Source organism: Oxynema mangrovii CENA135 (assembly GCF_016632315.1).
Taxonomy (GTDB): Bacteria; Cyanobacteriota; Cyanobacteriia; order Cyanobacteriales; family Laspinemataceae; genus Oxynema; species Oxynema aestuarii.
The window spans coordinates 109,624-134,541 of record NZ_JAEOXH010000003.1 but is presented as its reverse complement, the minus strand read 5'-3'; the positions used below and the strand labels follow the sequence as shown (position 1 = coordinate 134,541).

The window sequence follows — 24,918 nt, the reverse complement described above, 5'->3', positions numbered from 1 at the left end:
CCTCGCCAGACTGAGAAATGCTGTAAGCGGTTAGACCTTTAAACTGCATGAATCAACCCGGGCATCTGTCCTCAAATCACCATAGAAGAAAGTGTCCGGATCCCTTCAATTAAACCTCTAAACGACCCGACGGGGAGGAAAGGGCAAAGGGGTTACAATTCGATACGGGCGAATCACTTGTTGTACATCTTGGCGAAAGTGATGAAAGCTGGTTTCAACCCGTGCCTTTTTCACCCGAGAGAACAGTTCTTTGAAGGTGCAAGTTTCTAAGACTTCGGAACTCTCGAATAATAAGTATCGAATCGTCTGCATCAATCGTCTGAAAGAGGATACATCGGAATAAGGATGGGGTAAGAACGATCGCCCCCGATCGCCGATCTCCGGCACCTGAAAGGCAATCGGTTGCCGTTGACGGTCGAAGAGATGAGTAGACTGAATCCACTCTAAATCCCGGGCGATCGCCTCGGGATCGGCATAGAAAGGGCTAGCATCACTGGCCACCCGTCGGGTGAGCCTTTCGACGGTTTGCGGGCGATTTAGAGGGGAGTGGGACGCTTCGGCGAGGGCGGCGATCGCGTACATCAAGCGCTCGAAATCGATCGAGTGGGAATAGAGATGGGGGGCGATCGCCTCTTGGCGTTGGCGACGACGGGCGATCGCTTGCGGGAGGCGATCGAGTTCCTGGCGGACGAAGGAGGCGATCGCGAAGCGGCTCCCTTGCAGCATCGCCTCGTCTTCCTCGGGAACGAAGCGACAAACGCGGACGAATCCCTCCGCGTCGGTCGGGGGAAAGCGCCGCAAACTCCGGTAAAATGCCTCGATGACCGCATCGGGAACCTGGCGATCGCGCTGGCGGTTAAACTGCTGGCAACGCGATAACGGCGGTGTCAAGTACCATGCCATCCACAGCACGTCCAAATCTGCCAGTTTGTGCAACATCTCGATCCGCCAGCAGCGTTTGGCATTGGTGGCGTCGTAAATGACCGGACGGCGATCGCGCACCGTCGCCCGAATTTGGGCGATCGCCTCCGCTTCGATCGCCCGCCAATCCCCCTGAATCGCTTCGTCGCCAAACAATTGCGCCCGGATGCGATCGGTAGAGACGATCGCCCCTCCCGTGACCCGTGCTAACTGCCGCGCGAAAGTCGATTTCCCACTCCCGGGAACGCCGATCAGAAAGTGACCGATTTGACCGATGTTCGACGAACTCAATGAAACCTCCTCTCAACCCCCGAAGGGAAATTTCACTCTCCCTTCGGGATCGACGATCTCACTTATGGCGGATATGTTCGTAAACCCCCACGTATTGAGTGCCGGGATTATTCCACGAGTAATCGCAAGCCATCCCCTGTAACACCAACTTGCGGAATTCCTCCGGTTCGTTAAACCACAAGTCTAAAGCACGCCCCATCGCCGACTCTAAAGCATTAAAGTCCGTTTGATAGAACACGTAACCGTTGCGCTCTTCCGGCGGTTTGTTCGGATCGTGGTCGCGATCGAAGACCGTATTGAGCAAGCCGCCGACACCGCGCACGATCGGGACCGTACCGTACCTCAAACCGATGGTTTGGGTCAAGCCGCACGGTTCGTAATTACTCGGCACCACAATCAGATCCGCCCCGGCATAAATTAAGTGGGATAATTCCTCATTAAAGCCGAGTTCTAAATGACAGTTGGGATTGTCATTCAAATGATGTTTTTCGTGGTGGAACCAACTGTTAATTCCCCCTTCTGTTGCCGATCCCAATAATACGAATTGGGCGCCTTTATTGAGGGCGTAGTACATGGCATGGTGAACGAGATGAACCCCTTTCTGTTGGTCGAGTCGTCCGATAAAGGCGACGAGGGGTTTGTCGCTTTCTTCTAAGAGCAAGCGCTCTCGCAAAGCTTTTTTGTTGAGGACTTTATCTTGCAGATTTTCCGGGGAGTAATGATAGGGAATGTAGCGATCGACTTCCGGATTCCAGACCTCGTAATCGATGCCGTTGAGAATGCCGCCAAATTTATGCTGGTGCAGTTCGAGGGTATGCCCCAAACCGTAGCCGATATCGGTGTAACGGGCTTCCCAGGCATGGTGTGGGGAGACGGTATTGACGTAATTGGAGTAGACGATCCCGCCTTTCATGAAGTTGATCGCAAAGGGATTGAAATTATCCTGGAGGCGATCGTAAGTGAAATAGTACGGTTCGCGGTTTAATCCCGTCGCCCAGAGGACGTCAGCCCCGGCAATTCCTTGGTGTTTGAAGTTGTGAATGGTGTAGCAAACCCGTTGATTCCACAGCCCATTGTATTTGTACATCTCGAACAGCAGCACGGGCAGTAACCCGGTTTGCCAGTCGTGACAGTGGATGATGTCGGGACGTTTGTTGCTTTGCAGGAGGAATTCTAAGGCGGCTTTGCTGAAGAAGGCAAAGCGCATGTGGTCGTCGAGTTCGCCGTAGTAGCGACCACGATTGAAAAAGTTATCGCCGGAATGGGGCTGGATGAAGAAGCAGACGCGCCCGTGGACCCACCCGCAAAAGACCGAGCAGTGAATTGCACCGCCAAACCAAGGCACCCACAAGTCGCGGTAGGCGTCGTGCAGGCCCCAGATGTGGTCGTAGCGCATACAGTCGTACATCGGCAGGATCAGTTCGACGCAATGACCCCGAATTTCGAGTTCGCGACTGAGGCCATAAACGACGTCGCCTAAGCCACCTGCTTTGATGACTGGGGCGCATTCAGAAGCAATCTGGACTACGTACATACTCACTCCTGGCGTTACAAAAATGTGTTTGGGTCGTTTGGGTTTGCCCGCGTGGGACTTGGAAATTGAACTTTAAAAAGGGAGCGGTTCGGGCGGGAGTGACTTCAAAATTTCATGCTTTTTAGTTTTGAGAATGACTTTAAGTGTTCTACAAGATTGGCTTTTAGTTTAAATCTTTACAAAAGTATACATTTTCTGGGCAAGCAAGCAAGGGACTGGGGAAAATTTCTGTCTTTTGGAGGAATCCGAGGGGATGGCGGGGAGGTTGGGGAACGATCGCGCGATCGCGACTGCTGCGTGGAAGCGGGGATCTGAATAAGATGAAGTGTGTTGGCGATCGCAAACTTATTGAGATCGGGAATCATCATGACATTTGATTTACAGCAAACGATCGCCCTCGGATCGGGAGGGCCGCAGGTAAAGCCTCTCGGAATTGGAGCCTGGTCGTGGGGAGATACCTTATTTTGGAATTATGGCAAAGATTACGGCGTAGCAGAGGTCCGTTCGGCGTTTGACGCGGCGATCGCCTCTGGAGTGACGTTTTTCGATACGGCAGAAGTGTACGGACGGGGGGAATCCGAGCGGCTCCTCGGCCAGTTTAGCCAGCAATGCGATGCGAGAGTACAAATTGCCACCAAATACGGTCCGTTTCCCTGGCGGTTGACCGGGGAATCCGTGCGCGAGGCGATCGCCGCCAGTCTGGAACGGCTGCAAGTCGATCGCGTCACCCTCTACCAAGTCCACTGGCCCTTTACCTTCTTCATGAGCCAGGAAACCTTAATCAACGCCCTCGCCGATGCTGTCGAACGCGGCCAAATCGAAGCCGTCGGCGTCAGCAACTATTCCGCCGACCAAATGCGGCAAGCCCACGACCTACTCGCCCGACGGGAGATCCCCCTAGCGGTCAATCAAGTTCGCTATTCCCTGTTAAGCCGTCAAGTCGAAACCCAAGGCATCGTCAGAATGGCGCGAGAACTCGGCGTCACCTTGCTCGCCTACAGTCCCCTCGCCCAAGGCTTGCTCACGGGCAAATACACGCCGGATTCGCCCCCGCCAAGCGGTCCGCGCCGTTGGGACGGGCGTTTCAAGCGGGAAGGATTGCAAAAAATTGCCCCGGTTTTAGACCTGCTCGATCGCTTCGGGGAAAAATACAACAAAACCCCCGCCCAAGTCGCCCTCAACTGGCTGATTGCACGAGGGGGGGTCATTCCGATTCCTGGTGCCAAAACCGCCGGACAAGCCCGCGACAATGCCGGGGCGCTGGGTTGGCTGTTAAACGAGGCAGAAGTCGCCGAATTGGACGAGCGATCGCGAGAGTGGCTCTAAGGCCGTATCGTTCCTTTCCCGGGGGGCGATCGGGCAAAATCGAGGCGATCGCGGCACGAAAACGACAAGCCTCCCCTAGAACTTTGCGGGAATTTCCCCAACCTTGAGGGGGAGCGACGATGCACCGCCAACCTTTGCGATCGATCTTCCGATTTCGCGAAGCGCTCCCCTCGAAAGCGTTAGAGGGAAGGAAGGTTCGCCGAAAAGAGGGGCCAATCGGCCCGACGGCGCCGATTGGCCCGGGCGCCAAGGGCCAGACTCCCGGGAAGGGGACGCTGACGGCGCGGGCGAAGGCTTTGGCCGAACCGTTCGACTCCTCCCCCTTAGCCTTCTTCTTGGCTTCCGAAAACCATTTGTAAAATCATCGGTTCGCCACCCTCTTGGTGATAGCGGTCGGCCCATTGCCGCACGATTTCGTCTAACTCTTCGAGGGCGCGTTCCATCCGTTCCGGTGGAATATCCAGTTCTTCTAAAACTCGCATCGTTTGGGGTTTGCGTTCGGCCCAATCTTTCATCAGGCGAAAATAGCGAGCCGTATCTTCCACCATGACATAGGTGCGTTCGCGATCGTCTGCCGGGGAATAAGACGCCCGCGTCAAAGCGTAGAACGGCATTCCCCAGGGCGAATCGATCCGCGTCACGGTCCCGGAATAGACCAAACGCCGTTTGATATGCTCGGCTAACGCCTCACTCAAGGGCATTTGTCGTTCTGGGGGAAAGTCTTCCTGAGAACGCCTGTGCAGAAACTCGATCAATTCCATGAACTGGAAGGAGTTGATCAGTTGGGCGTCCGGTAAAGGCTTGGGCAATTTACGCTCGATTTGCCGCTTTTCTTCGCTGGTGAGGTTGGTTCCCGGAACCCGAGAGATCCCGGGTTGCCACGGGTACTGTTCCAGCCAGACATAAGGAAACTGGATCAGATAACGCGGTTCTTGAGAACCGAGCATTTTGAGCAGTTTGCCTTCCGTCAAGGCTTGTTTGACTTCCTCGACGATCGCTTTGACCCGTTTCGGTTCGATGTGATGCAAATGCCCCGTCATGCGCAGGTTCTGCCCCTGCTCCATGTAGGTCGTGTAAATGGCACATTTCGCGGCTGTTGCTGCTGCATCTAGAAATGCTCCGTGCCGATGCCCACTGGTTCTCATGGCACTGAAGGCCAGATATAGCATGATCTGATCCATCGCACTGGGGCTAAGGCTTTTGATCAGATCCACGTCGTTGCTCATCTCAATCCTCGTATTACGGATAGGTCAAGTTGTAGTTGCACCCTTCTCCGTTTATTGTCTTCGATGATGGTTACAACTCAACCAGCCCTGGGTAAGCCGATCTTGGCTCGCTTCGCAGCAGGCTGACTCGCAACCTCCGTTTTCCGATCGCGATTGCATTAGGCTTTGGTTCACCATAACTTACACGCACGCAGTTGGATGGAGACAGTTTTGGGGGTGAGTCAGGGGTGGGCTGCTCGAATTTTGCCATTTTTCCCGCGCGATCGCGAGATCCGGCCAGATGGCAGCGAGAGGGTGCGCGAAGGACGGCGGCACTATCCCACACAAGTGATGGCGTTGTCAAGACGATCCGAAGATCTCCTGACGCGCCGTCTCAAGGCAGAATGCAGCGCCTCGATTTGTCCCTACGAAACGCTTTACACTTTTGTCTCCACAGTCGTGTTTGCCAGTTTAAGGGCAACACTTTTTACTGCTCTGCGTCATTTGTTACTCAATTAACAAATTTTGTCAAAATTCTATCCTAGAAAGAATATTCGTGGCAAGTTTTGAGATTTTCGCGTTCGTCGTTGAAATTTTAGATTGAAACATCTCGAAAAGCCTAAAGGTAAATCAGGTCTGAGGAAGACCCAGGGGCGCTCAAACCATGCAGGTGTTTTAAAAAATATTCAAAAAACTTCTCAAAGCTTGTAGCAACAAGTGCGATCGCACGAAAATAAAACACTCAAGTTTTTCAGTCAAAACCCGAGTGTTTTAATCGCAACAGGACGAATGAGAGTGCAATTAAGAACCATGAGATCGCAAGCCAGTCAAGGAGGAACTCGGTGCGGAGTTGGCGATCGCCCGATCGGGATGCGATCCCTCAGTGACCTCACACCGTCCGCTTCCGCGATGAGGACAAATATCCTCACTTTGTCGTCCTTGAGCGGAACTCGGTAGGGTTTCCCACCGGGAGAAGCGATCGCGCTGACTTGCTGGATCCTTGCCTTGAGATCCGGCAAAGCCCGCTAATAGCAAGCCGCAGAGGATAATAGAAGCTTGAGTCCGCATCAGTAATCTGTATATCGGATTTTCCGATCCACTTTTCCCGAGTTTTTGGGAACTATCCGGAGGAAAGACCCCCGAGTTCCCCAACGAATTTTTAGATTTTAGATTTTAAATTTTAAATTTTAAATTTTAGATCGTCGGTTGGGGAGAGGGGTTACCGCCCCGATCGCGGGCTTTAAAAGCTTAATATTAATTAGCTTTTATCGACCGATAGAAATCGACACGCGATCGATAAATGTAGTGCTAATTAATTAAAATTTCTGACAGGACTCCCAGGCTTCTACCAAAATCCATCCCCCGGCACGGTTCGATCGCCCCGCGATCGCAATTTTCTCTCCTTCGGGTATAACTTCGCGCAAGTCGCGTTCGATATCCGGGTACAAAGTCACCAAAATCCAGGGTTCCCCGCCCGATCGCGGGCGATCGCACTGCGTCAAGCGGTAATCTTGCTCGCCGAGACGCTGCAACACCCCCACGTACTGCTGCGGACCGACCCGGGCGATCGCCGTCCCAGGGGTCGGGGTCTCGCCCTCAAGGGGATACGCCTGGGGACAGTCGAGATAATAGCGCTGCCAGTCGAGCCAATCGGGGCGATCGCGGGTGAGGTCGAAGAGGGGAATCACCGCCGTCGGGGCGATCGCATCGGTCAACAACGCCTCTTGCAACAGTCGCACGGGTAACTCCCTCGGTTCGCAACCGCGTTCCACACACAACGCCGCCGCCATCCCCGCCGCCTGTCCGATCCCCATGACCGCAGGTTGCAAACGGGTCGCACCATTGGCAATATGAGAAACCGAAATATTTTTCTCACAAACTAAAAACCCGTCCGTTTCTGCGGGAACCAAACAACCGTAGGGAATCGCAAACGGCGTTCCCGTCAGCCGACCGCCCCACCGTATCGATTTACGTTGTACTTGCAACTTAAAATCCCCGGCGATCGTCTCGGGATAATGGTGGTCGTTCTCGTAATTGCCGACCGCCACCGCACTGACTCGCTCCGATCCCGGCAATCGGGCGACCCGACCGCCGGACATCGGTAAAATATCCCGTTCTGTCAGGGTTTCGAGCCCTTCAATCCGCCGACTTTCGCGGTAGTACGGATGCAAAGCAAAGGCCCCACCGCCGTTCGCCCCCTTCCCTTTGAACCCGGGGGGGAAGATTTCCTCCGCCAACCCGTAACGCCGCCCCAATTGATTCTGCACGTAAAGTGCAAAACTCTGGGAGTGCCAGAGCGCCTCTTGCAGGAACTGAGATCGCGCCGTCTCCGAGGCCACGAGGCGATCGAGTCCTTCCCCGTAATCGTTGCCGCGAATCGGCCAATTCAGCAAAAAGCGATCGCCCGGTAACCGGGCGTAATCCACGAACTGACGGGGGCCGTAAGCGTCCCACGCCCCCGCAAATAACTCCGGGCGATCGATCTCGGGGACGGGAACGGGGGGCGCCTGCTCTCCTTCCCCAAAATCGCGCAGGACCGCCACCCAAGTTGGCGCCTGCACCGGATACCGACAGGTGAAGGCATTCGGACCGACAGGGGCACTCGGTTCGTTCCAGCGATCGCGCCATTCCCAGCCCCAGCGATAGGGAATCTCTGCTAACGGCAGTAAATCCCCCAATTCCGTACCGTCGAGGATAATCCGGGCGCGAACTAGCACCGTATCGAACCGAACCGCGATCGGGCGATCGCCGTCGCGCAGGACTTCCCGAGGCCGTTGTCCCCCAATCCAGTGCAAATTGGGCAATTGCCGCACCCAATCGGCAAAAATCGCCGCCCCGACGCGGGGATCGTAAGTAAAAAAACTTACCCAACCCCAATCTAAACCGCCCACTTGGCGCCGTTCCAATTCCCGCAGAAACGCCCCCCACAAACCCGTCTGAAACGCAGCTAACTCGTTCCCATCCGGCGCGCAAACCCCCGCCGAGGTCAGCATCCCGCCCAACCAAACCCCTTCGCCGACCAAGATCGTATTTGCCCCCCGTCGCGCCGCTTGAATCGCCGCCGCCGTCCCCCCGGTTCCCCCACCGACGACTAAAACATCGGCGTCGAGGGTTGTTATCTCTGGATTCATCTTTTGTGGAATTTTAGAGATTTTAGAGTTTAGATTTAGATGCAGGAGTTGGGGCCTATCTACCACAAGGGCATGACGATGCCAAAATTAAATAATAAACCCGCGATCGCGCCGCCGATACCCGCGCCCACGGTGGCGGCGACGGCCCAGTTTTTCAAAGCAAAACTACGGCTTAATTTATCGGCGCGAATTTGGCGACGAATGTGGGAACTTAACACTAAAGTGGCGATACCTGCTTCGGCTAAGGTTCCGACAAAGCCCGTGGTCAAACCGACTAACACGAAAGACGTTCCAAAAATGAGAATTGGCGCGATCGCCAGAACTCGTTTAAAAACAATAGTAAACAGTTTGACAACGCCAAAACTGACGCCGCCCATCGCTGCAATAGTCAAGCCCATCGCGATCGTTCTCAAGGTCGAATTTTCCACAGTTTGGAAGTCGATTTGAGTTAATCCCCACAAGCAAATGACGGCCAAGCCGGGGGCGACCATCCAGCGATCGATCGTTTGGGCGATCGGGTCTAAGTCTTCGTTGGTGAGGGTTTCCGAGAGGTCTTGAGCGACGACGAGGGTGAGGGGAACGCTCAGGGCGATCGCCAATCCGGGCCAGACTAAAGTCAGTGGAGCGATCGCCCCCATCGAAAAGACGATCGCCCGCGACGTTTGCAGGCGATCGCGACTCAGCCACCGCCCCAATTTAGGAACGCGAACGCACGGCGGTCTAACTTCTAATTGTAAGGGAATCGAATAGGTATCGGGAATCGAATTGGCGTGTAAAATAAGGGTGTGACGGTAAGTTTCGTTAACCGATAGTTGGTGCGTATCTACGCTGATGCGACATTCAGTTTCATTCCCGCTCAACTGGGCGGGTTCGATGTAAATCCAGTTGCAACTTTCGGCGTCATATTCCGGATCGGTTGCGATTTCCCATCGCGCTTCGAGTAAGGTCTTCGGATCGGTGTTTTTAACCGTCACCGTTTGAGAAACAACTTTATTCGGTTCGGCGGTAAAGTCGAGGCGAGATGCACTCAATTCGACTTGTGGCAGTCGGCGACGAATGGGAATCGGTTTGAGGGCTTTTAAAGCTTCCGTGGCATTGGCAAAGCGATCGCCTGCATTCGGCTGCACCATTTTTTCCAGCCATTCAATAAATTCATCGCTAACTTGGGTGAGTAAATGGCGGAAGTTTACGCGATAAGTGCTATCGATTAAGTTATTAATAGCGCTCGATTTTGTCCCAGTGAGCAAGCAGGTTAGGGTCACGCCCAAACTGTAGAGATCCGAGGCTTCACTCAGTTGTAAATTGAGTAGTTGTTCCGGGGGCATAAACCCGGTCGTTCCCGAAACGACGCTACTGAGGGCGATCGCCTCCCCCCCCATACGCGCGAAGCCGAAGTCGATCAGATAAACGTTGGTGTTGTCATCGACGAGGATATTTTCGGGTTTGAGATCGCGGTGAATGACCGGAGGAATTCGATTTTGGAGATAAACTAAAATTTCGAGAATGGAAACGGCAATCGTTTTAATTTCTTCCGGGGTAAACGTGCGCGGATTGACTAAAGATTCGGCATTTTTATATTCGTGAACCAGACAAAATCCATCGGGGGTCTCGAAGGAATCGAGATATTGTGGAATTCCGGGATGATTGAGTCCGCGCAACACTTGGATTTCGCGTTCGTGTGCTTTATAGGCGGACCAGTCGGCGCCGGGACGGGCAAATTGAAATTGTTTGATAACGACGGTTTTTTGCGTTTTGAGTTGGGTGGCGCGGTAGGTGGCGCGACCGCCGAGGTAGTTGGTTCCCAGGGATTCGACCACGTCGTAACCACGATCGCGCCAATCGGGACGAGTTAGAGTCGCGGCGGTCGGCACGATCGAAGATGTATTGACATTTGTAGGGGTTTTACTCTCGGTCGATTCAGCCGCGATCGCCGCGTTCTCGGGGGTTTGGGAGTTGACCTCCCGGCCATTTTGCGATCGTCCAATTCGATCGCCAATCAGTCGGGTGACTGTGGCGCTCAACCAATTTTTCTCGTGATTGTCTGTCATATTTCGCTCGTCCTTCGGGCGCGATCCCTCTATTATTTTAGGGGATCGAATCCCCCTCGTTCTTGGGAAAGGTGATGGCGGCGACGGGCGATCGCGGTTTTAACATCGATGGTTCTGGAGAGAAGCGGTGTATTTTGATGAGGGGAATGGGAAGATCGTGCTGGTTTTTTGGGCGAGCGATCGTCAGTTGAAACTGGGTAAAAATCGAGATTTTATTGTGAATTAAAAAGGAGGACTAAACCGAGCAATTCAGACTTTCGATCCGTCGATCGATCTGGTTTTCAATAGTGGATAAAGCGATGTCGGCAGAGAGGCGGTCGAGATCGGGAACGCTCCAATATTCGATCGCCTCACTCCAGTCGGGAAAGCGATCGCGCATGAGGGAACGGTGTTCGGATTCATCTAAAGCAACAATGGCATCGGCTGCGCTAAAATCACTACTATCAACCGCTTTAGGAAAGCGAAGATCGGAGGGTAAAAAGATTCCCAGTTGCTGAAGACGTGCGAGTGCATGAGGTGAAATCGGTCCGATATTATCGGTTCCTCGTTCTAAGGCTAATCCGCGCGAGGTAGCACGCCAGCATAGGTTCTGTTGTTGGCAGCGATCGTTAAATAGATATTCGGCAAAGCGACTGCGATAATAATTCCCAGTGCATAAAAATAAAATAGTTTTCATCGACGATCCTTGTCGTGCAGTTATCTTGAGTGTAACGGGAGATCTCCAATGGCGTCGAATTCAAATTAAAAGTTATCCGGTGGGAACGAGATTGATGGAAGTTTCTGTATTAAGAATAGATCCCGCGATCGCTTTGATGCAGATGAGCGATCCAGAAAGGGCAAGTTTTCGGCGATCGGTCTATTCCCTCCCGATTTAACTCCCGAAACCTCCTGATTTTTTCGTGTTAATCTCGATTCAGTAAGGACTCTAGCTAATTTTTTATTGTTTTAGAGTGAAATTATGTTACGGCAAACTATCTTATTTGATTTTGACGGTACCCTTGCCGATACGTTGGAGGCGATCGTAGAAATTACAAATCGATTGTCCGGAGAGTTCGGTTACGACACGATCCGAGCGGAAGAAATCGCCAAATTGCGGAATTTAACGTCAAAACAAATTATAAAAACTTCACCGATTCCGATCTCGAAGTTGCCTTTTTTATTGCAAATGGTCAAAATGGAACTCAAGCACGAGATCGATCATCTCAAACCGATCGCAGGGATGAAAGATGTCTTAAAAACCCTCAAAAAGCAAGGATTTCAACTGGGTATTTTAAGTTCCAATTCAAAAGAAAATGTGCGGGGGTTTGTAGAAAAACATCGGTGGGAATCTTTGTTTGATTTTATTTATTCTGGTGCGACTATTTTCGGTAAAAATAAAATTATCAAAAATTTTTTAAGGAAAGAAAATCTCAGCCCCAGCGATATTATTTATATTGGGGACGAAACCCGCGATATTGAGGCGGCGAGAAAAAGTAATATTAAAGTGATTGCGGTGACGTGGGGCTTTAATTCTAAAGACGTTTTAGCTCAACGCCATCCCGATGTGTTAGTGGATTCTCCCGAACAATTAATCGAGGCGATCGCCCAGTTACAAGCTTCGGTGACGGGAGAAGCGGTATAAAAAATCCCTCAACTTTTTTGAAGGCTTGGCGAGGGAAATCGGCTTTAATACTCTCGGGGGCTTGGCTCGACGAGCCCCCGAATCGGAGAGGAACGATCCAAGGGAGTCGAGGGCGATCGCCAACGATCTGGAATCGAGCCGATTCTCCGGTCCCGGTCTGCCAAAACATCCCCAATCTTAGATCTAAAATCTAAAATCTAAAATCTAAAATCCCATCTTCTCCAATCTGTCACGATAAGCTGTACACACAGGGTCAAGCATCGAACACCCCGGACGCCCGCAGATTTTCGCGCGCTAAATTCGTGGGCGATCGGGGAAATCTAACAACAACGAGGACGAGTGGCCGAACACTTCCCGGAGAGTTTCGTCGTCTGTCTCCAGACTGCCAAGCGGGATGGGGAGGAGATGCGAGGCTCCATTCGACTCGCTCCATTTGACGATCTGACATGGAGAGAATCAAAGCTGGCTCGCGCGTATGAGGAATTCAAGATGGGGGATTGAGGTGAAACTTCGACAGGGAAGCATCGATCGCGCCGACTGCGGCAACACTATTCGACAGTCGAGACCTCTGAGCGATTCGCAAAACGATCGAATCTGCCGGAGTGTTGGCGTTGTCGTGCTGTCGCCAACCCGTGCGCAGGGGGTTATGCTATGAAACTCCGTCAAAAAACACTCTTAATGCTCGGCGCGGCCTTGGTCGCTCTCAATGTGGTCTTGTATGCCACGGCTTCGACGATTTTACTCGATGATTTTCGCCAGTTAGAAGAAAAACGAGTGATTCAAGAGGTGACCCGAGCGATTGAAGCCCTCGACGACAATCTCGCCGAACTCGACTCGATGGCGGAATATCACGCCCAATGGGACGATACCTATCGCTTTATCGATCCCGGGGATGAAAATTATATTGCGTCCAATTTTGGCAATTCTACTTTTTCGCAATTAAGGCTCAATTTCCTGTCGCTGTTTGCTCCCGACGGCGAGCTAGTCTTTGGTAAAGCCTTTGACTGGGAACGCGGTCGCGAAATCCCGATTTCCCCGGAAATGCAAGGGTTAGCGCGGCAGTTAGTCGAGCAGTTACGCGCCCGTCAAGATCGGGACGGGGCTCAGAAATTGGCGGGGTTAGTCCTCCTTCCCCAAGGGCCGCTCCGAATTTCGATCCAGTCGATTCTCACCAGTGACGGATCCGGGCCGAGTCGGGGTTGGTTGATGATGGGACGGGCGCTCAATCGATCCGAACTGCAACGGTTGGGAGAACTGACCCAATTACCGTTAAAGCTTCATCTGTGGTTCCCCTGCGAAGAGCGGCAATGGGGTGAAAACTGCACGCCGTCGGACGATTCGACGATCCCGGCGAACGTCCGTCAGGCGATCGCGCCGTTCCAACGGGCCACCTCGGGACAGTGGCAACTCGGCTTACCCTTACCGGAATCGCTGACGTTGTTAAGTAGCGACAAACTGAATACGCCGATTGTCATGGACCGTCTCGGAGACGATCGGATTTCCGCTTACGTCCTGCTGCAAGATCTGTTCGGACAGGGGGTTTTAGTCTTAGAAGTAGACCTCGATCGCGATATCTACGGTCAAGGTCGCACCAGCGTTCGCTATTTAGTCGGCTCTTTGCTGGCGGTGGGGGTGGTGTTTAGCATCGTCACTTTATTCTTAGTCGAAAAACTCGTGTTGTCGCGGCTGTCGGCGTTGAGTCAAAATGTGGAACGGATCGGTGCCAGTGGGGACCTGTCCCAACGGATCGAGGTGAGCGGCGCCGACGAGTTATCCCATTTGGCAGAAACGATCGATAACATGCTGGGGGCGTTGGAACGCTCCGGGCGATCGGCGCAAGAAAGCGAAGACCGTTACCGCTTGATGGCGGAAAATTCCACCGATTTAATTGCGCGACAAACCCCGTCCGGTCGATATCTCTATGTTTCCCCGGCGAGCCGATCGCTGCTCGGCTACGAACCGGAGGAATTGGTCGGCCATTCCGCTTACGAATTATTCCATCCGGACGACCTACAGGCGATCGAAAAATCTCACGCTGCCGTGTTAGACGGGCGGGTAAGCTATACGATGAGCTATCGAATGCGGCGTAAAGATGGCAATTACGTGTGGTTTGAAACCACCTGCCGCACGATTCGCGACGAAGAGAAGGGCGGCGTTCGGGAAGTCGTGGCCATTTCCCGAGACATTAGCGAACGCCAGCACACCGAAGCCGAATTGCGCGAGAGCGAGGCATTAATTAGAACTTTATATAAAATTACCTCGTCGCGGAAGCTCAACTTCAACCAACGGCTGCAAAAGTTGCTGGCGATGGGACGGCAGCGTTTTGGGCTCGAAATCGCAATTTTAGCGAAGATAGAGGGCGATCGCTACGAGATCCTCGCGGCCCAATCTCCCAAGCAAGCGATCGCCGTCGGCGAAGTTTACGATTTAAACCAAACCTACTGTCGCGAAACGATTCGCCAAAGCGAACCGCTCTATTTTGAATCGGTGATGGTGTCGCGCTGGCACAAAAATCCCACCCTCACCCCCTTCGGTCAGGAAGCCTATATCGGCACGGCGGCGATCGTCAATAACGAAGTCTACGGAACCTTGAGTTTTTCCAGTAGCGAACCGCTCAATCGCCCGTTTAAAGCCGTCGATCGCGAATTGCTCAAACTGATGGCGCAGTGGATTGGCGGCGAACTCGAACGCCGTCAGGCGGCGGAAGAACTCGCCCGGGCTCGGGACGAAGCCCTGGCGGCGACCCGGGCCAAAAGTGAATTTCTGGCGACGATGAGCCACGAAATCCGCACGCCGATGAATGCGGTAATCGGGATGACCGGACTGTTGCTCGATACCGACTTGACCCCGGAACAGTGCGATTTTGTCGAAACGATCCGCAACAGTGGCGAGGCGTTGCTGACGATTATCAACGATATTCTCGACTTTTCTAAAATCGAGTCGGGTAAACTCGAACTGGAACAGCAACCGTTTAATTTACGCTCGTGTATCGAAGAATGCCTCGATTTACTCGGGTCGAAGGCGACGGAAAAAAATCTGGAACTGGCGTATGCGATCGCCCCGGAAACGCCGGAAACGATCGCCGGGGACGTGACCCGGTTGCGACAAATTTTGATTAATTTACTCAGTAATGCGGTCAAATTTACCGATCGCGGCGAAGTCGTGGTCGCCGTGAGCGCCCGGGCGATCGCCCCGAGCACAAAAAGCCCGTCGAAGGAGCAGTTTTACGAGCTGCAATTCTCCGTGAGCGATACCGGAATCGGCATTCCCGAAGAACGGATGAACCGCCTGTTTAAATCCTTTTCTCAGGTCGATTCTTCGACGACGCGCCAGTACGGGGGAACCGGGTTGGGATTGGCGATCGGCAAGCGTTTGAGCGAGCTGATGGGCGGCACGATGTGGGTGGAAAGCCACCCGGGAGAAGGATCGACGTTCTATTTTACGACGATCGCCCCGGCGGTAGAATCGGAGGCGACGCCTAACCTCGATCTCAATTGTTTTCAAGGGAAACGCTTGCTCGTGGTCGAGGAAAGCGCCACGGTCCGGGACATTCTCGGCGAACAGTTGCAAGGGTGGGGACTCGTGGTGGAGACGATCGCCTCCGGGGCCGAAGCGTTGGCGCGCTTGCAAGCGGATCGAAGCTTCGACGGGGCGATCGTCGATTGGCAGTTGCCGGATATGGACGCGATCGCCTTCGCCGAAGCGGTCGGCGCGATTTCCGAGGAGGCGGATTTTCCCTTAATTCTGCTCACCGCCGTCGGACGGCAAGATACCTGGATTCAAAGCAAGGGGATTCAGTTGGTCGGTGGGCTCAACAAACCGATCAAGCAATCGCAGTTATATAATGTGTTGGCCAGCCTGTTCGGCGGTGCGCCCTTACCGACCCTACGCCCGGGAAATGGGGAGGTTCAAATCGATCCCCAACTCGCCCAAAAATTACCCCTCCGCATTCTCTTAGCCGAAGATCACTTAGTCAATCAAAAAGTGGCCTTGCAAATCCTCCAGCGCTTGGGTTATCGCGCCGACGTGGCGGGGAATGGGTTAGAAGTGTTAGCCGCCTTGCGCCGCCAGCGTTACGACGTGGTGCTGATGGACGTGCAGATGCCGGAAATGGACGGCTTGGAAACGACCCAAGCGATCTGTCGGGAATGGGCGGACGACGCCAGACCGCGCATCATCGCCATGACCGCCAATGCCATGCTCGGCGATCGCGAAGCCTGTATCGAAGCGGGCATGAACGACTATATCAGCAAACCGATTCGGATGCCGGAGTTGGTGCAGGCTCTGTCTCAATGTCAGCCGAGGGTCGAGGTCAACACCCGGGTGGTGACCAGCAGCGAGGTTCATTACCGAACCACCCTCGACCCTCGATCGCGGGTCGCCACCAACGAAGGCTCCGCCAAGACAGACGATCCCGCCAGCAGTGGGGTGACAACTCTCACCCCGCCGCCCGTGTTAGATGCGAAAATGCTCGACTCCTTGCGAGAGATCGAAGCCCTCGAAGAATTAGTCGAACTTTACTTACACGAAGCCCCCAAATTACTCACCTTGATGGAATCGGCGATCGCCGATTCCAATGCCGCCGCCTTGCGCGAGTCGGCCCATTCGCTCAAATCCACCAGTGCGGCCCTCGGCGCCAATCGACTCTCGGAATTGAGTAAAGAACTCGAATATTTGGGGCGATCGGGAACCACTTGCGATGCGTCGCCGTTGTTCGAGCGCGTCGAACGGGAATACGCGCGGGTGAAAACGGCGTTGCGGGAAGAAGTCGAAAAAAGCGATTGAGCGGCGATCGCCCCTTGTTTTTCTACAGCGCCTTTACGGATGAGTGAGGAGGCGATCGAACAATTTGAACCAAATTAAAATCAAGCTTGAAAGTAAAGCGAACTCGGTCACGAGAGCGAGACGGATATGGAAAGTTGCTAAATAATAAATCAAGCCAAACAGCAAAACCAGAGAAATTGGCAGAATCCCAAAAAGTTTACTAAAATTCCAGTCTTTCATGACTCAAAGACCTCCTTAAATTGCGGTCTCGAAGCAAGCAGACTCCCTCCTCCAATTCTAACTCGAAATTTTGCTGGTCAATCGGCTTTTTTTGTAGGCTTTTTCTTCGTAAATGGGGTAGATCGCTCGGGTTTGAGTGGCTATTCAAACCCGAGTGCCACGATCGATTAGCGCATTAACGCAACGTTACGAACTCTTCCGACGTACTCGGGTGAATTCCGATGGTCGCGTCGAAATCTTTCTTGGTAGCGCCCATATTGACGGCGATCGCCATTCCTTGAATAATTTCCGCAGCATCTTTACCCACCATATGCACGCCGAGGACGCGATCGGTCGTTTTCTCGACCACTAACTTGACCATTACTTTCTCATTCGCCCCGGTCAAACTGTGGAACATGGGACGGAAACGGCCCCGATAGACTTTGACTCGATCTTCGCCGAAATCGGCGATCGCCTCTTTTTCCGTCATTCCCACCGTCGCCCCTTCCGGTTGGGCGAAAACGGCGGACGGTACGCCTTTATGACTGATATAGCGCGGGATATGGCCGAAGACCGTATCTGCAAACGCCCGACCTTCCGCGATCGCCACCGGAGTTAAATTGAGGCGATCGGTACAGTCGCCGACGGCGTAAATATGGGGCTGACTGGTGGCGCTATCTTCCGTCACGGCGATCGCCTCGTCGCGAACCTCCACCCCCGCATTGTCTAAATTTAACGGATCTAACTGCGGTTTCGGCTTGCGACCCGTCGCGCACAAGATCGTATCGACCACTAACGGTTCGTTATCCCCGGTTAAGGTCAATTTCAACCCCTCATCGGTTTTCTCGATCTTCTCAATTTCCGTATTCGTTAAAAAATTAACCCCGTGTTCGGTCATTCCCGCCTGAATGTCCGTGCGGATATCCTCGTCAAAACCGCGCAAAATCTTCTCGCGGCGGATAATTTCGGTGACCTCAGCCCCCAATCCGTTCATAATTCCGGCAAACTCGACGCCGATATAGCCACCCCCGAGGACCGCGAACCGTTTGGGAAACTCCGGTAAGTGAAACATCTCCCGGGAAGTAATCGTATGCTCGATACCGGGAATATTCTCCGGTTTGACCGGGGCGCCACCCACGGCAATTAAAATCTTATCCGCAGTAATTTGGCGATCGCCCACGTCCACCGTATGGGGATCCACAAACCGCCCCAACCCTTTAATCAGTTCGACGCCCGCTTTTTCCAGCAACTTGATATGCACCTGGTTGAGGCGCATCACCTCGTTATCGACCACTTCCACCAGCTTTTTCCAGTCGAAACTCGGCTTGACTTCACTCCACCCGTAACCTACGGCGTCGTCGTAGAGGTGGGAGAACGTCGAAGCGTAGACCATCAGCTTTTTGGGAACGCAACCGCGAATCACGCAAGTTCCGCCCACGAGGTCGTTTTCGACGATCGCCACCTTCGCCCCGTAAGAAGCGGCCCGTTTCGACGCCGCCAAGCCTCCCGATCCGGCGCCAATGACTAACAAATCGTAATCGTAACTCATGATTCGGTTTATTTCCTTGAGAGAGACTGCTCTCTATCAGAGTAGACCACAGCCCCACGGTCTCGATGGCTTGCAACGCCCCCGGACGCCGACCCTCTAACGCCCTTAAATTTGCCAACGACAGGCGAGACTCGGAGATCTTACGTGTTTTTACGGATAGAAAGAGCGCGTACAAACACGGATAAAAGGTTTCTCATTTTTACTGATGTTTTAACCTAAATTCATTGTTAACGTGTATTTAAAGTAACAGTACCTCTCGGTGAAAAATGTCATTAAATGAGATCGACAAATCCTATCGTCTGACGGCCACACCGAGAGCTTAAATCCGCGACCATCCCGTATTTATCCTTCAATTTAGATCTTTGCCAAGACAGGCATTCCTGAATAAGAATTATTTTATCGAGATAGAGAAAAAAATGGAAGAAATCACTAAACTTCAAAAACCCTCCACCCCAACCGAAGCGCCCAAAAGTGCGATCGCCCGTCCGGCAGTTCAGAAAATGATCGGTTCCCCCGCCAAAGCCTTGCAACATATTGCCAGCAAGAAACTGTCCGGAAGACTGACCATTCGCAATCCCAACGATCGCTCCGTGGCGTGGCGGGTTTACGTCGGTCAGGGAAACCTGCATTTTGCCACCAGCGTCAACGGCGCTAGGGAAAGATTGGCCTATCATTTAACCTGGTACGACCCCCAGTTAGAAGGGGTCATCCCGAAAGGCTTAGAATCGGACTATCAATTAATTTGCCATTATTGGAAAACGGGATATTTCTCCTTACAAGAAACGCGAAAACTTTTATTTTTCCTCACCCAAGAAGCCTTAATGCACGTCTTGAGTTTGCCCAAGGCGATCGTCGAATTTGAAAAATTGGTCGGTTTAGACCCAATTTTGATCTCCGTTCCCTTCAAATCCGTTATTTTACCGATGCGCGGTTATCTCGGTTGCTGGGGAAAAATCGCGCAAGATATTCCCTCGCCGTTTCAGCGCTTCGTCATTGAAGATTTAGAGAAATTTGCGAAAACCCTGTGGAAAAGCGTGCAGAATCTCGACTTTATCCGAGAATTGGCTAAAGGGATTCGCAAACACTATTGTTTGTACGATCTCGCCCGCTACCTGAAAACCGATACCTTGGCGCTGGCGAACTTACTGGTTCCGGTGATTCGGGCGGGGATCGTGGAGATCGCCCCGTATCGGGAGGTGGAAAAACAACCCGGACCGCTTGTAGCGTGCATTGACGACAGCAAAACCACTCAACGTCACGTCAAATTAATTTTAGAAGCGGCGGGCTATCGGTATTTGAAATTAACCGAACCGGCGAAAGCGCTCTCTGTCTTAGCCAGACACAAGCCGGATTTAATTCTGCTCGATATTAATATGCCCGCGATCGACGGTTACGAACTTTGTCGGATGCTGAGACAGTCGCAACTGTTCGAGTCGATTCCGATCGTGATGTTAACGGGACGCGACGGGGCGATCGATCGGATGCGATCGCGCATGGTGGGGGCGAACAATTACCTGACCAAACCGTGCGAACCGCAAAAATTAATCGAAACCATCGAAAAAGAACGATTGGGAACCTCCGAAGGTACCGGGACTCCTCCGGTGGGAACGGAAGTGGCGATCCGGGGGGGCCGTCGCTTCGCGAACGCCGGATAGGGAAAATGTCGCATCCCCTCGCGAAGTGTCGCGTACAATTGAAACCGCAGGTTTTACGCTGGCGATCGCGACTCGAATTTCATGGGAGTTCCCTCAACGGAGTACGTCGAAATCCGACTGTCTACCCAGGTTCGCTTGGGAATTCCCCAAGACCACCTGGTAGAGATGACTACATTGAACCGCAAACAAATTTGTCCGATTCCGGGGGTGCTTCCGTCGCTGTTCGGCGTGGTCAAGCAATCGGGAAAGTTATTGTGGATCCTCGATTTAGCGCAATTTTTGAGCGATCGCCTCGGCGTCTCTCCGGCGAGTTGTCCCATTGGCGAGACCTTCCCGGTAGCGATTGTCGGCGATACTCCCCAGGAGAAGCGCCGCCCCGCCTCAGACGCCAGCGATAACGATTTAGACCGCTTCAACTGTCGTTATCTCGCCTGCGTCGTCGCCGGAATCGGCGCCACCCATTGTTTGAACCGCGACGAGATCCGCCCGTTGACTTCCCCGGAGTTCTCTCAAGTGTTAGACCCCACTCAGATCGGTGTTTTCAAGACCTTATTTTCCGGGATCGCGTGGGTCGAAGCGGGGGACGGCGAACCCGTCGCTTCGCGATCGCCCCTCGCCTTGCTCGATGTCGGCGCCCTCCTCGATGCGTTACAACCAGTCTGAACCATTCCCTCTCATCTCAAACTCCTCCTATGGCGACCAATCGGGTTCTCGATCGAGATAGTTTGAGCGCGATCGCCCAAGAAGCGCGCAACTGCTTTATTTACGAAGAAGCGCCGGAATACTTGCACGTCTTGCAAGGCGGAATCGCCCAGTTTCAAACTCAGGTGACCCGCGCCGATTTGGCCGATCCCATTTATCCGGAACTGATCCGGGCGGCCCATTCCCTCAAAGGGGGGGCGGCGATCGCCGGACTGACGGCCCTGAGCCGCTTGGCGCATAAATTAGAAGATTTACTCATTGCCCTGCACGAACGGCGCACGGTTCCGGGAAACGCCGCCCTCGAACTGATGGGACTCGGGTGCGACTTGCTCGACGATCTGCTTCTGGATGCGTTGCGCGGAAGCGAGACGGAGCAAGGGGAGACTCCTGGGGAGACCCTACGCGAACGCCGCATCGGTAACTTACTCGCCAGTCTCGATCGCTTTTTGCGAGATTTACCGCCGTCGCTTCCGCCGTCGCCGGACGCCGAGGACGCTACGAGTTCCGGCGCCAAACCCCTGACGGCGTTTGCCAAAACTGCGTTAACCGTCGATCTCGAAGACTGTTTGCAACGGTTGCAAGGTCATCTCGTTCGCGCAGGTTCGACCTTCGGGAAGCCACTCCAAACGAGTCAGGAGAATCCCCCGGTCTCTAAGGACGGCGCCGCTCTCGACAAGCCGCTCAATTTATTTTTAGAAGAATGTACCTTACTCGGGCAAACCTTGGGATTGACAGCGTTAACCGATCTCGCCGCTGAAATCGAGCAGTTGCGCGGTAAAAAAGAACCGATCGCCCTCGCCAAAGCGGCGATCGCCCGGGTTCGCGCCTGGAGAGACCAAATTTTAGCCCCTGCGACCCCCGCCGCCCCTCAAAAGGGGGAAAATCGGCCAACGCGCCAGCCGGACTCGAAAGAGCTCGCCGGGATTCCCGAACCGTTTTTAAAATATCTGGTGTTCAATCCCGGACGCTACACCGACGTGGCGAGTTTGAATTTGCGCGTTCCCGTCGCCCGCTTGGACCGCATGAGTCACACCGTGGGCGAACTGCTGATGACTTACGAACGTCTCGCCCTTTACCAACAACAGTTAGATCTGACCGGGGAAAATTTGCAACGGCGCACGGAAGATCTCGGCGCCATTCCACCGGGTCCGGTGCGGGAATTAACTAAAGAGTTGCAAGAATTGACCGTCCAGATCCACGAAAGTCGCGCCGACGTGGAGGCGATCGCCCGGGAACTGGATCGCACCCTGACCGATTTGCGCGGTTCCCTCGATCGCCTCCACCACGATTTAACCGAATCGCGTTTAATGCCGTTTGCGGCGATCGCCGAACGCTTTATCACCCCCTTGGAACAACTGAAAAAGCAATATCGCAAAGCGATTAAGTTGGTGGTCGAAGGTGGCGAAACGGCAGTCGATCGCGTCATTTTAGAACAGTTACAAGCTCCCCTCAACCACCTCTTTCGCAATGCTTTCGACCACGGCATCGAGTTGCCGGAAGAACGCCAACGCCTCGGCAAAGCCCCCGTCGCCACCATCACTCTCTCGGCGAAGGTGGAAGGGTCGCAAATGGCGATCGCCGTCGCCGACGACGGACGCGGGATCGACCCGCAAAAGGTGTACGATCGCGCCCTAGCAATGGGCTTGATTCCCCGCGATCGGGCCACGGGCGCCCTCGCCGAACTCAGTCAGGGGGAAATTTTGCAATTTCTCTTCAGTCCCGGCTTTTCCACCGCCGCCCAAGTCACCGATTTATCCGGTCGGGGGGTCGGCTTGGATATCGTCCGCCATCAGGTCGAACATATTGGCGGTACGTTACAAGTAGAAACGGCGATCGGTAGGGGAACAAAGTTCACTCTCAGCGTTTCGCTCACTTTAAGTGTAATCCCCGTCTGTTTGTGTCGCTGCGGTTCCCAAATTGTCGCCTTTCCCGCCGATAAGGTGGTCGGTACGATCGCCCGTTGGGAAGATGCAAGCGATACGCCAAACGCCAAAGCGTTTCCCTTAACCGAATTACTCCCCTATCGCGGGCGCTGTGCCGTGGCAGCACCCAAACCGCCCGCCGTCGGCTTGTGGTTGCAGGTCGAAGGCGACACGGTGGCGATCGGCGTTGACGAACTGCTCGGCACGCGCAAGGTGGCGATCGAGCCGTTAGATCCCTTGGTTCCCGTGCCGCCTTACGTGGCGGGCTGCACCGTTCTCGGTACCGGGGAAGTGGTGGCGATTCTATCGCCGTCTCACTTAAAGACGGCGATCCGCCGTTCTCCTTTGGAGACGCCGACCGAACGGAGTCGCCTCGCGGACGCCCCTGGATCTGACGATCGCGAAAGCGCCCCCAACGCCGATGCCACTCCCCCGGTATCCGCCCCCAGAACGCCGACGATTCTGGTCGCCGACGATTCGATCGCCGTGCGCCGCGCCTTAGAAACATTGTTTACTCGCGTCGGTTATCGCGCGGTTACTTGTGCGAACGGCGCAGAAGCCTTGGAGCAACTCCAGCGTTCGCGCGACCCGTTCGATCTGGTACTGTCCGATATTGAAATGCCGCAACTCAACGGTTTGCAACTGCTCAAAGCGATTCGCGGCGATCGCCGTTGGGACGCCTTACCCGTAGTCATGCTCACCTCGCGCGACGGTCGCGAACATTTTCACAAAGCCATGGAATTGGGGGCGAATGCTTATTTGACAAAACCCTTTCAACCGCAACCGTTATTAGAGGCGATCGAGAATGTTTTAGCCGGGGTGAAAACATCATAATCTTCGAGCAAAGATAAACCGCAATTAACGATCGCCGTGCAGAATTGAGCCAAACCGATCCGAAGATTGCCTCGGATCAATTTTGCCGCCTTGCATCGAGAGCCCAGCCTGTTTTCTCCGGAGTGCTTATTTCTATGAAACGCCGCCCCTTTCTCGGATACCTACTTTTATTCCTCGCAGGGTGTACCGGAGTCCAGACCGCGAACGGCGATCGCCTCGACCGCCAAAAATTACCCGATCCCGAACAATTACGTTTTGCCGTGACCGACGTGCGCGGCTTGGAAAAATTAACCGAAAATTACGATAACTTTCGCCAAAGTTTGGCAACCGTTTTAGGCGTTCCCATCACTTTTATTCCCGTCGAGAACATGTCCGATGCGGTGTTAGCCCTCCAGTCCAATCGCGTCGATCTCGTCTTAGCCGGACCGTCGGAATACGTCGCCATTCGCAGCCGTACCAATGCGATTCCGGCGATCGCCATTACCCGTCCCAACTACTACTCCACGATCGCCGTTCCCGGCAGCAGCCCCATCCGATCCTTAAGCGATTTAAAAGGTAAAACCCTCGCCCTGTCCGACATCGGTTCCACAAGCGGTCACCTCGGCCCGACCAAAATGCTCATCGATGCGGGACTCGACCCCAAAACCGATGTCACCCTGCTCATGTTAGGTGACGAAGGCAGCGTCGCCGCACTGAAAAACGGCGAAGTCGATGCCTGGGGTGGTTCGGCGGTCGATTACGAAACCTTTTTCGCCGCCGACAGCGCCACGGCGCCCCAGTTCCGACAAATCGCCAAAGGTCCGCCGCTTCCGAGTGATTTATTCGTCCTCAGCAGCCGTTTTTCCCCGGAATTGGTGGCCCAACTGCGCGATTTGATGTCAACCCATCAAGACCGTCTCGTTGAAGCCCTCGCCCTCGGCGAAAGTACGAGTAAATATCGCGGTTCCCAACTCGTCCCCACTCAAGATAGCGATTACGATCCCATTCGCGAAGTCTATCAGGCGATCGGACAAGGGGATTTTATTCGATAAATCGATCGGAAAAACCATCAAAATACAACCCAAAATGGCTCTTCCGAAGTTAATATGCAAAATCAATCTGAAAAAATCATAGAAAGCTGACTCCTAAGTTCAAAATTGCAGCAATTAGGAAACCCATAAGCCTTGTGCTCGATCGGGCTTTCAGAGGTCTATACT

Annotated in this window: 17 protein-coding genes; 8 read left to right on the top strand and 9 right to left on the bottom strand. The window is 53.7% G+C overall.

Going from position 1 to position 24,918, the window contains the following annotated elements:
• Nucleotides 1–117 precede the first annotated feature (117 nt).
• Complete coding sequence (locus JJD41_RS20390) at nucleotides 118–1,212, bottom strand: ATP-binding protein (protein WP_234489027.1); 1,095 nt, start codon at nucleotides 1,210–1,212, stop codon at nucleotides 118–120.
• A gap of 58 nt (nucleotides 1,213–1,270) precedes the next feature.
• Nucleotides 1,271–2,746 (bottom strand): glycogen synthase GlgA, encoded by a 1,476-nt coding sequence (glgA, locus tag JJD41_RS20385; RefSeq protein WP_200669367.1) that lies wholly within the window; start codon nucleotides 2,744–2,746, stop codon nucleotides 1,271–1,273.
• Nucleotides 2,747–3,112: 366 nt separating this feature from the next.
• Between glgA and JJD41_RS20380 the strand changes: the two genes are divergently transcribed.
• On the top strand, nucleotides 3,113–4,072 hold the full coding sequence (locus tag JJD41_RS20380) for an aldo/keto reductase (RefSeq protein ID WP_200669366.1): 960 nt from the start codon (nucleotides 3,113–3,115) through the stop codon (nucleotides 4,070–4,072).
• 323 nt (nucleotides 4,073–4,395) lie between these two features.
• On the opposite strand, the gene hetR is transcribed toward JJD41_RS20380, so the two are convergent.
• Nucleotides 4,396–5,298 (bottom strand): heterocyst differentiation master regulator HetR, encoded by a 903-nt coding sequence (gene hetR / locus JJD41_RS20375; RefSeq protein WP_200669365.1) that lies wholly within the window; start codon nucleotides 5,296–5,298, stop codon nucleotides 4,396–4,398.
• A 198-nt stretch (nucleotides 5,299–5,496) separates the two neighbouring features.
• Here hetR and JJD41_RS20370 point away from each other — a divergent pair, with 198 nt between their 5' ends.
• Nucleotides 5,497–5,796 (top strand): hypothetical protein, encoded by a 300-nt coding sequence (locus tag JJD41_RS20370; RefSeq protein ID WP_234489026.1) that lies wholly within the window; start codon nucleotides 5,497–5,499, stop codon nucleotides 5,794–5,796.
• Nucleotides 5,797–6,078: 282 nt separating this feature from the next.
• Here JJD41_RS20370 and JJD41_RS20365 read toward each other — a convergent pair whose 3' ends face one another.
• The 4 genes from JJD41_RS20365 to JJD41_RS20350 all read right to left on the bottom strand — a co-directional run bounded on the left by JJD41_RS20365 (nucleotide 6,079) and on the right by JJD41_RS20350 (nucleotide 11,132).
• Nucleotides 6,079–6,345 carry a hypothetical protein gene (locus JJD41_RS20365; protein WP_200669363.1) on the bottom strand — a complete coding sequence of 89 codons (267 nt, stop codon included), beginning with the start codon at nucleotides 6,343–6,345 and terminating at the stop codon, nucleotides 6,079–6,081.
• Nucleotides 6,346–6,593: 248 nt separating this feature from the next.
• Nucleotides 6,594–8,408 (bottom strand): FAD-dependent oxidoreductase, encoded by a 1,815-nt coding sequence (locus JJD41_RS20360; RefSeq protein WP_200669362.1) that lies wholly within the window; start codon nucleotides 8,406–8,408, stop codon nucleotides 6,594–6,596.
• 59 nt (nucleotides 8,409–8,467) lie between these two features.
• Nucleotides 8,468–10,456 carry a serine/threonine protein kinase gene (locus JJD41_RS20355; protein ID WP_200669361.1) on the bottom strand — a complete coding sequence of 663 codons (1,989 nt, stop codon included), beginning with the start codon at nucleotides 10,454–10,456 and terminating at the stop codon, nucleotides 8,468–8,470.
• A gap of 235 nt (nucleotides 10,457–10,691) precedes the next feature.
• Nucleotides 10,692–11,132 (bottom strand): arsenate-mycothiol transferase ArsC, encoded by a 441-nt coding sequence (locus tag JJD41_RS20350; protein ID WP_200669360.1) that lies wholly within the window; start codon nucleotides 11,130–11,132, stop codon nucleotides 10,692–10,694.
• A 282-nt stretch (nucleotides 11,133–11,414) separates the two neighbouring features.
• Between JJD41_RS20350 and JJD41_RS20345 the strand changes: the two genes are divergently transcribed.
• The gene (locus tag JJD41_RS20345) at nucleotides 11,415–12,077 is read left to right on the top strand and encodes an HAD-IA family hydrolase (protein ID WP_200669359.1); all 663 of its coding nucleotides are present in this window, start codon (nucleotides 11,415–11,417) and stop codon (nucleotides 12,075–12,077) included.
• A gap of 651 nt (nucleotides 12,078–12,728) precedes the next feature.
• Nucleotides 12,729–16,862 carry a response regulator gene (locus tag JJD41_RS20340; protein WP_200669358.1) on the top strand — a complete coding sequence of 1,378 codons (4,134 nt, stop codon included), beginning with the start codon at nucleotides 12,729–12,731 and terminating at the stop codon, nucleotides 16,860–16,862.
• Nucleotides 16,863–16,895: 33 nt separating this feature from the next.
• Here JJD41_RS20340 and JJD41_RS20335 read toward each other — a convergent pair whose 3' ends face one another.
• Nucleotides 16,896–17,081, bottom strand: a complete 186-nt coding sequence (locus JJD41_RS20335; protein WP_200669357.1) for a hypothetical protein — start codon at nucleotides 17,079–17,081, stop codon at nucleotides 16,896–16,898.
• Between the two features lie 175 nt (nucleotides 17,082–17,256).
• A complete protein-coding gene (gor, locus tag JJD41_RS20330; protein ID WP_200669356.1) occupies nucleotides 17,257–18,609 on the bottom strand; it encodes a glutathione-disulfide reductase in 1,353 nt (450 codons plus the stop codon).
• 416 nt (nucleotides 18,610–19,025) lie between these two features.
• On the opposite strand from gor, the gene JJD41_RS20325 reads away from it, so the two are divergent.
• The 4 genes from JJD41_RS20325 to JJD41_RS20310 all read left to right on the top strand — a co-directional run bounded on the left by JJD41_RS20325 (nucleotide 19,026) and on the right by JJD41_RS20310 (nucleotide 24,753).
• Nucleotides 19,026–20,264, top strand: coding sequence for a response regulator (locus JJD41_RS20325; RefSeq protein WP_200669355.1), 1,239 nt, complete (start codon nucleotides 19,026–19,028; stop codon nucleotides 20,262–20,264).
• Between the two features lie 81 nt (nucleotides 20,265–20,345).
• A complete protein-coding gene (locus tag JJD41_RS20320; protein ID WP_200669354.1) occupies nucleotides 20,346–20,927 on the top strand; it encodes a chemotaxis protein CheW in 582 nt (193 codons plus the stop codon).
• 29 nt (nucleotides 20,928–20,956) lie between these two features.
• Nucleotides 20,957–23,722 (top strand): hybrid sensor histidine kinase/response regulator, encoded by a 2,766-nt coding sequence (locus tag JJD41_RS20315; RefSeq protein ID WP_200669353.1) that lies wholly within the window; start codon nucleotides 20,957–20,959, stop codon nucleotides 23,720–23,722.
• A gap of 134 nt (nucleotides 23,723–23,856) precedes the next feature.
• Nucleotides 23,857–24,753, top strand: a complete 897-nt coding sequence (locus tag JJD41_RS20310) for a phosphate/phosphite/phosphonate ABC transporter substrate-binding protein (protein WP_200669352.1) — start codon at nucleotides 23,857–23,859, stop codon at nucleotides 24,751–24,753.
• Nucleotides 24,754–24,918 lie beyond the last annotated feature (165 nt).

What these genes read in the sequence shown, in the direction of transcription:
- JJD41_RS20310 (WP_200669352.1), top strand. Translation starts at nt 23,857, where the DNA reads ATGAAACGCCGCCCCTTTCTCGGATACCTACTTTTATTCCTCGCAGGG.
- JJD41_RS20335 (WP_200669357.1), bottom strand. Translation starts at nt 17,081, where the DNA reads ATGAAAGACTGGAATTTTAGTAAACTTTTTGGGATTCTGCCAATTTCT.
- JJD41_RS20350 (WP_200669360.1), bottom strand. Translation starts at nt 11,132, where the DNA reads ATGAAAACTATTTTATTTTTATGCACTGGGAATTATTATCGCAGTCGC.
- JJD41_RS20370 (WP_234489026.1), top strand. Translation starts at nt 5,497, where the DNA reads ATGGAGACAGTTTTGGGGGTGAGTCAGGGGTGGGCTGCTCGAATTTTG.
- JJD41_RS20340 (WP_200669358.1), top strand. Translation starts at nt 12,729, where the DNA reads ATGAAACTCCGTCAAAAAACACTCTTAATGCTCGGCGCGGCCTTGGTC.
- glgA (WP_200669367.1), bottom strand. Translation starts at nt 2,746, where the DNA reads ATGTACGTAGTCCAGATTGCTTCTGAATGCGCCCCAGTCATCAAAGCA.
- JJD41_RS20380 (WP_200669366.1), top strand. Translation starts at nt 3,113, where the DNA reads ATGACATTTGATTTACAGCAAACGATCGCCCTCGGATCGGGAGGGCCG.
- JJD41_RS20365 (WP_200669363.1), bottom strand. Translation starts at nt 6,345, where the DNA reads ATGCGGACTCAAGCTTCTATTATCCTCTGCGGCTTGCTATTAGCGGGC.
- JJD41_RS20325 (WP_200669355.1), top strand. Translation starts at nt 19,026, where the DNA reads ATGGAAGAAATCACTAAACTTCAAAAACCCTCCACCCCAACCGAAGCG.
- gor (WP_200669356.1), bottom strand. Translation starts at nt 18,609, where the DNA reads ATGAGTTACGATTACGATTTGTTAGTCATTGGCGCCGGATCGGGAGGC.
- JJD41_RS20360 (WP_200669362.1), bottom strand. Translation starts at nt 8,408, where the DNA reads ATGAATCCAGAGATAACAACCCTCGACGCCGATGTTTTAGTCGTCGGT.
- JJD41_RS20355 (WP_200669361.1), bottom strand. Translation starts at nt 10,456, where the DNA reads ATGACAGACAATCACGAGAAAAATTGGTTGAGCGCCACAGTCACCCGA.
- JJD41_RS20320 (WP_200669354.1), top strand. Translation starts at nt 20,346, where the DNA reads ATGGGAGTTCCCTCAACGGAGTACGTCGAAATCCGACTGTCTACCCAG.
- JJD41_RS20345 (WP_200669359.1), top strand. Translation starts at nt 11,415, where the DNA reads ATGTTACGGCAAACTATCTTATTTGATTTTGACGGTACCCTTGCCGAT.
- JJD41_RS20315 (WP_200669353.1), top strand. Translation starts at nt 20,957, where the DNA reads ATGGCGACCAATCGGGTTCTCGATCGAGATAGTTTGAGCGCGATCGCC.
- hetR (WP_200669365.1), bottom strand. Translation starts at nt 5,298, where the DNA reads ATGAGCAACGACGTGGATCTGATCAAAAGCCTTAGCCCCAGTGCGATG.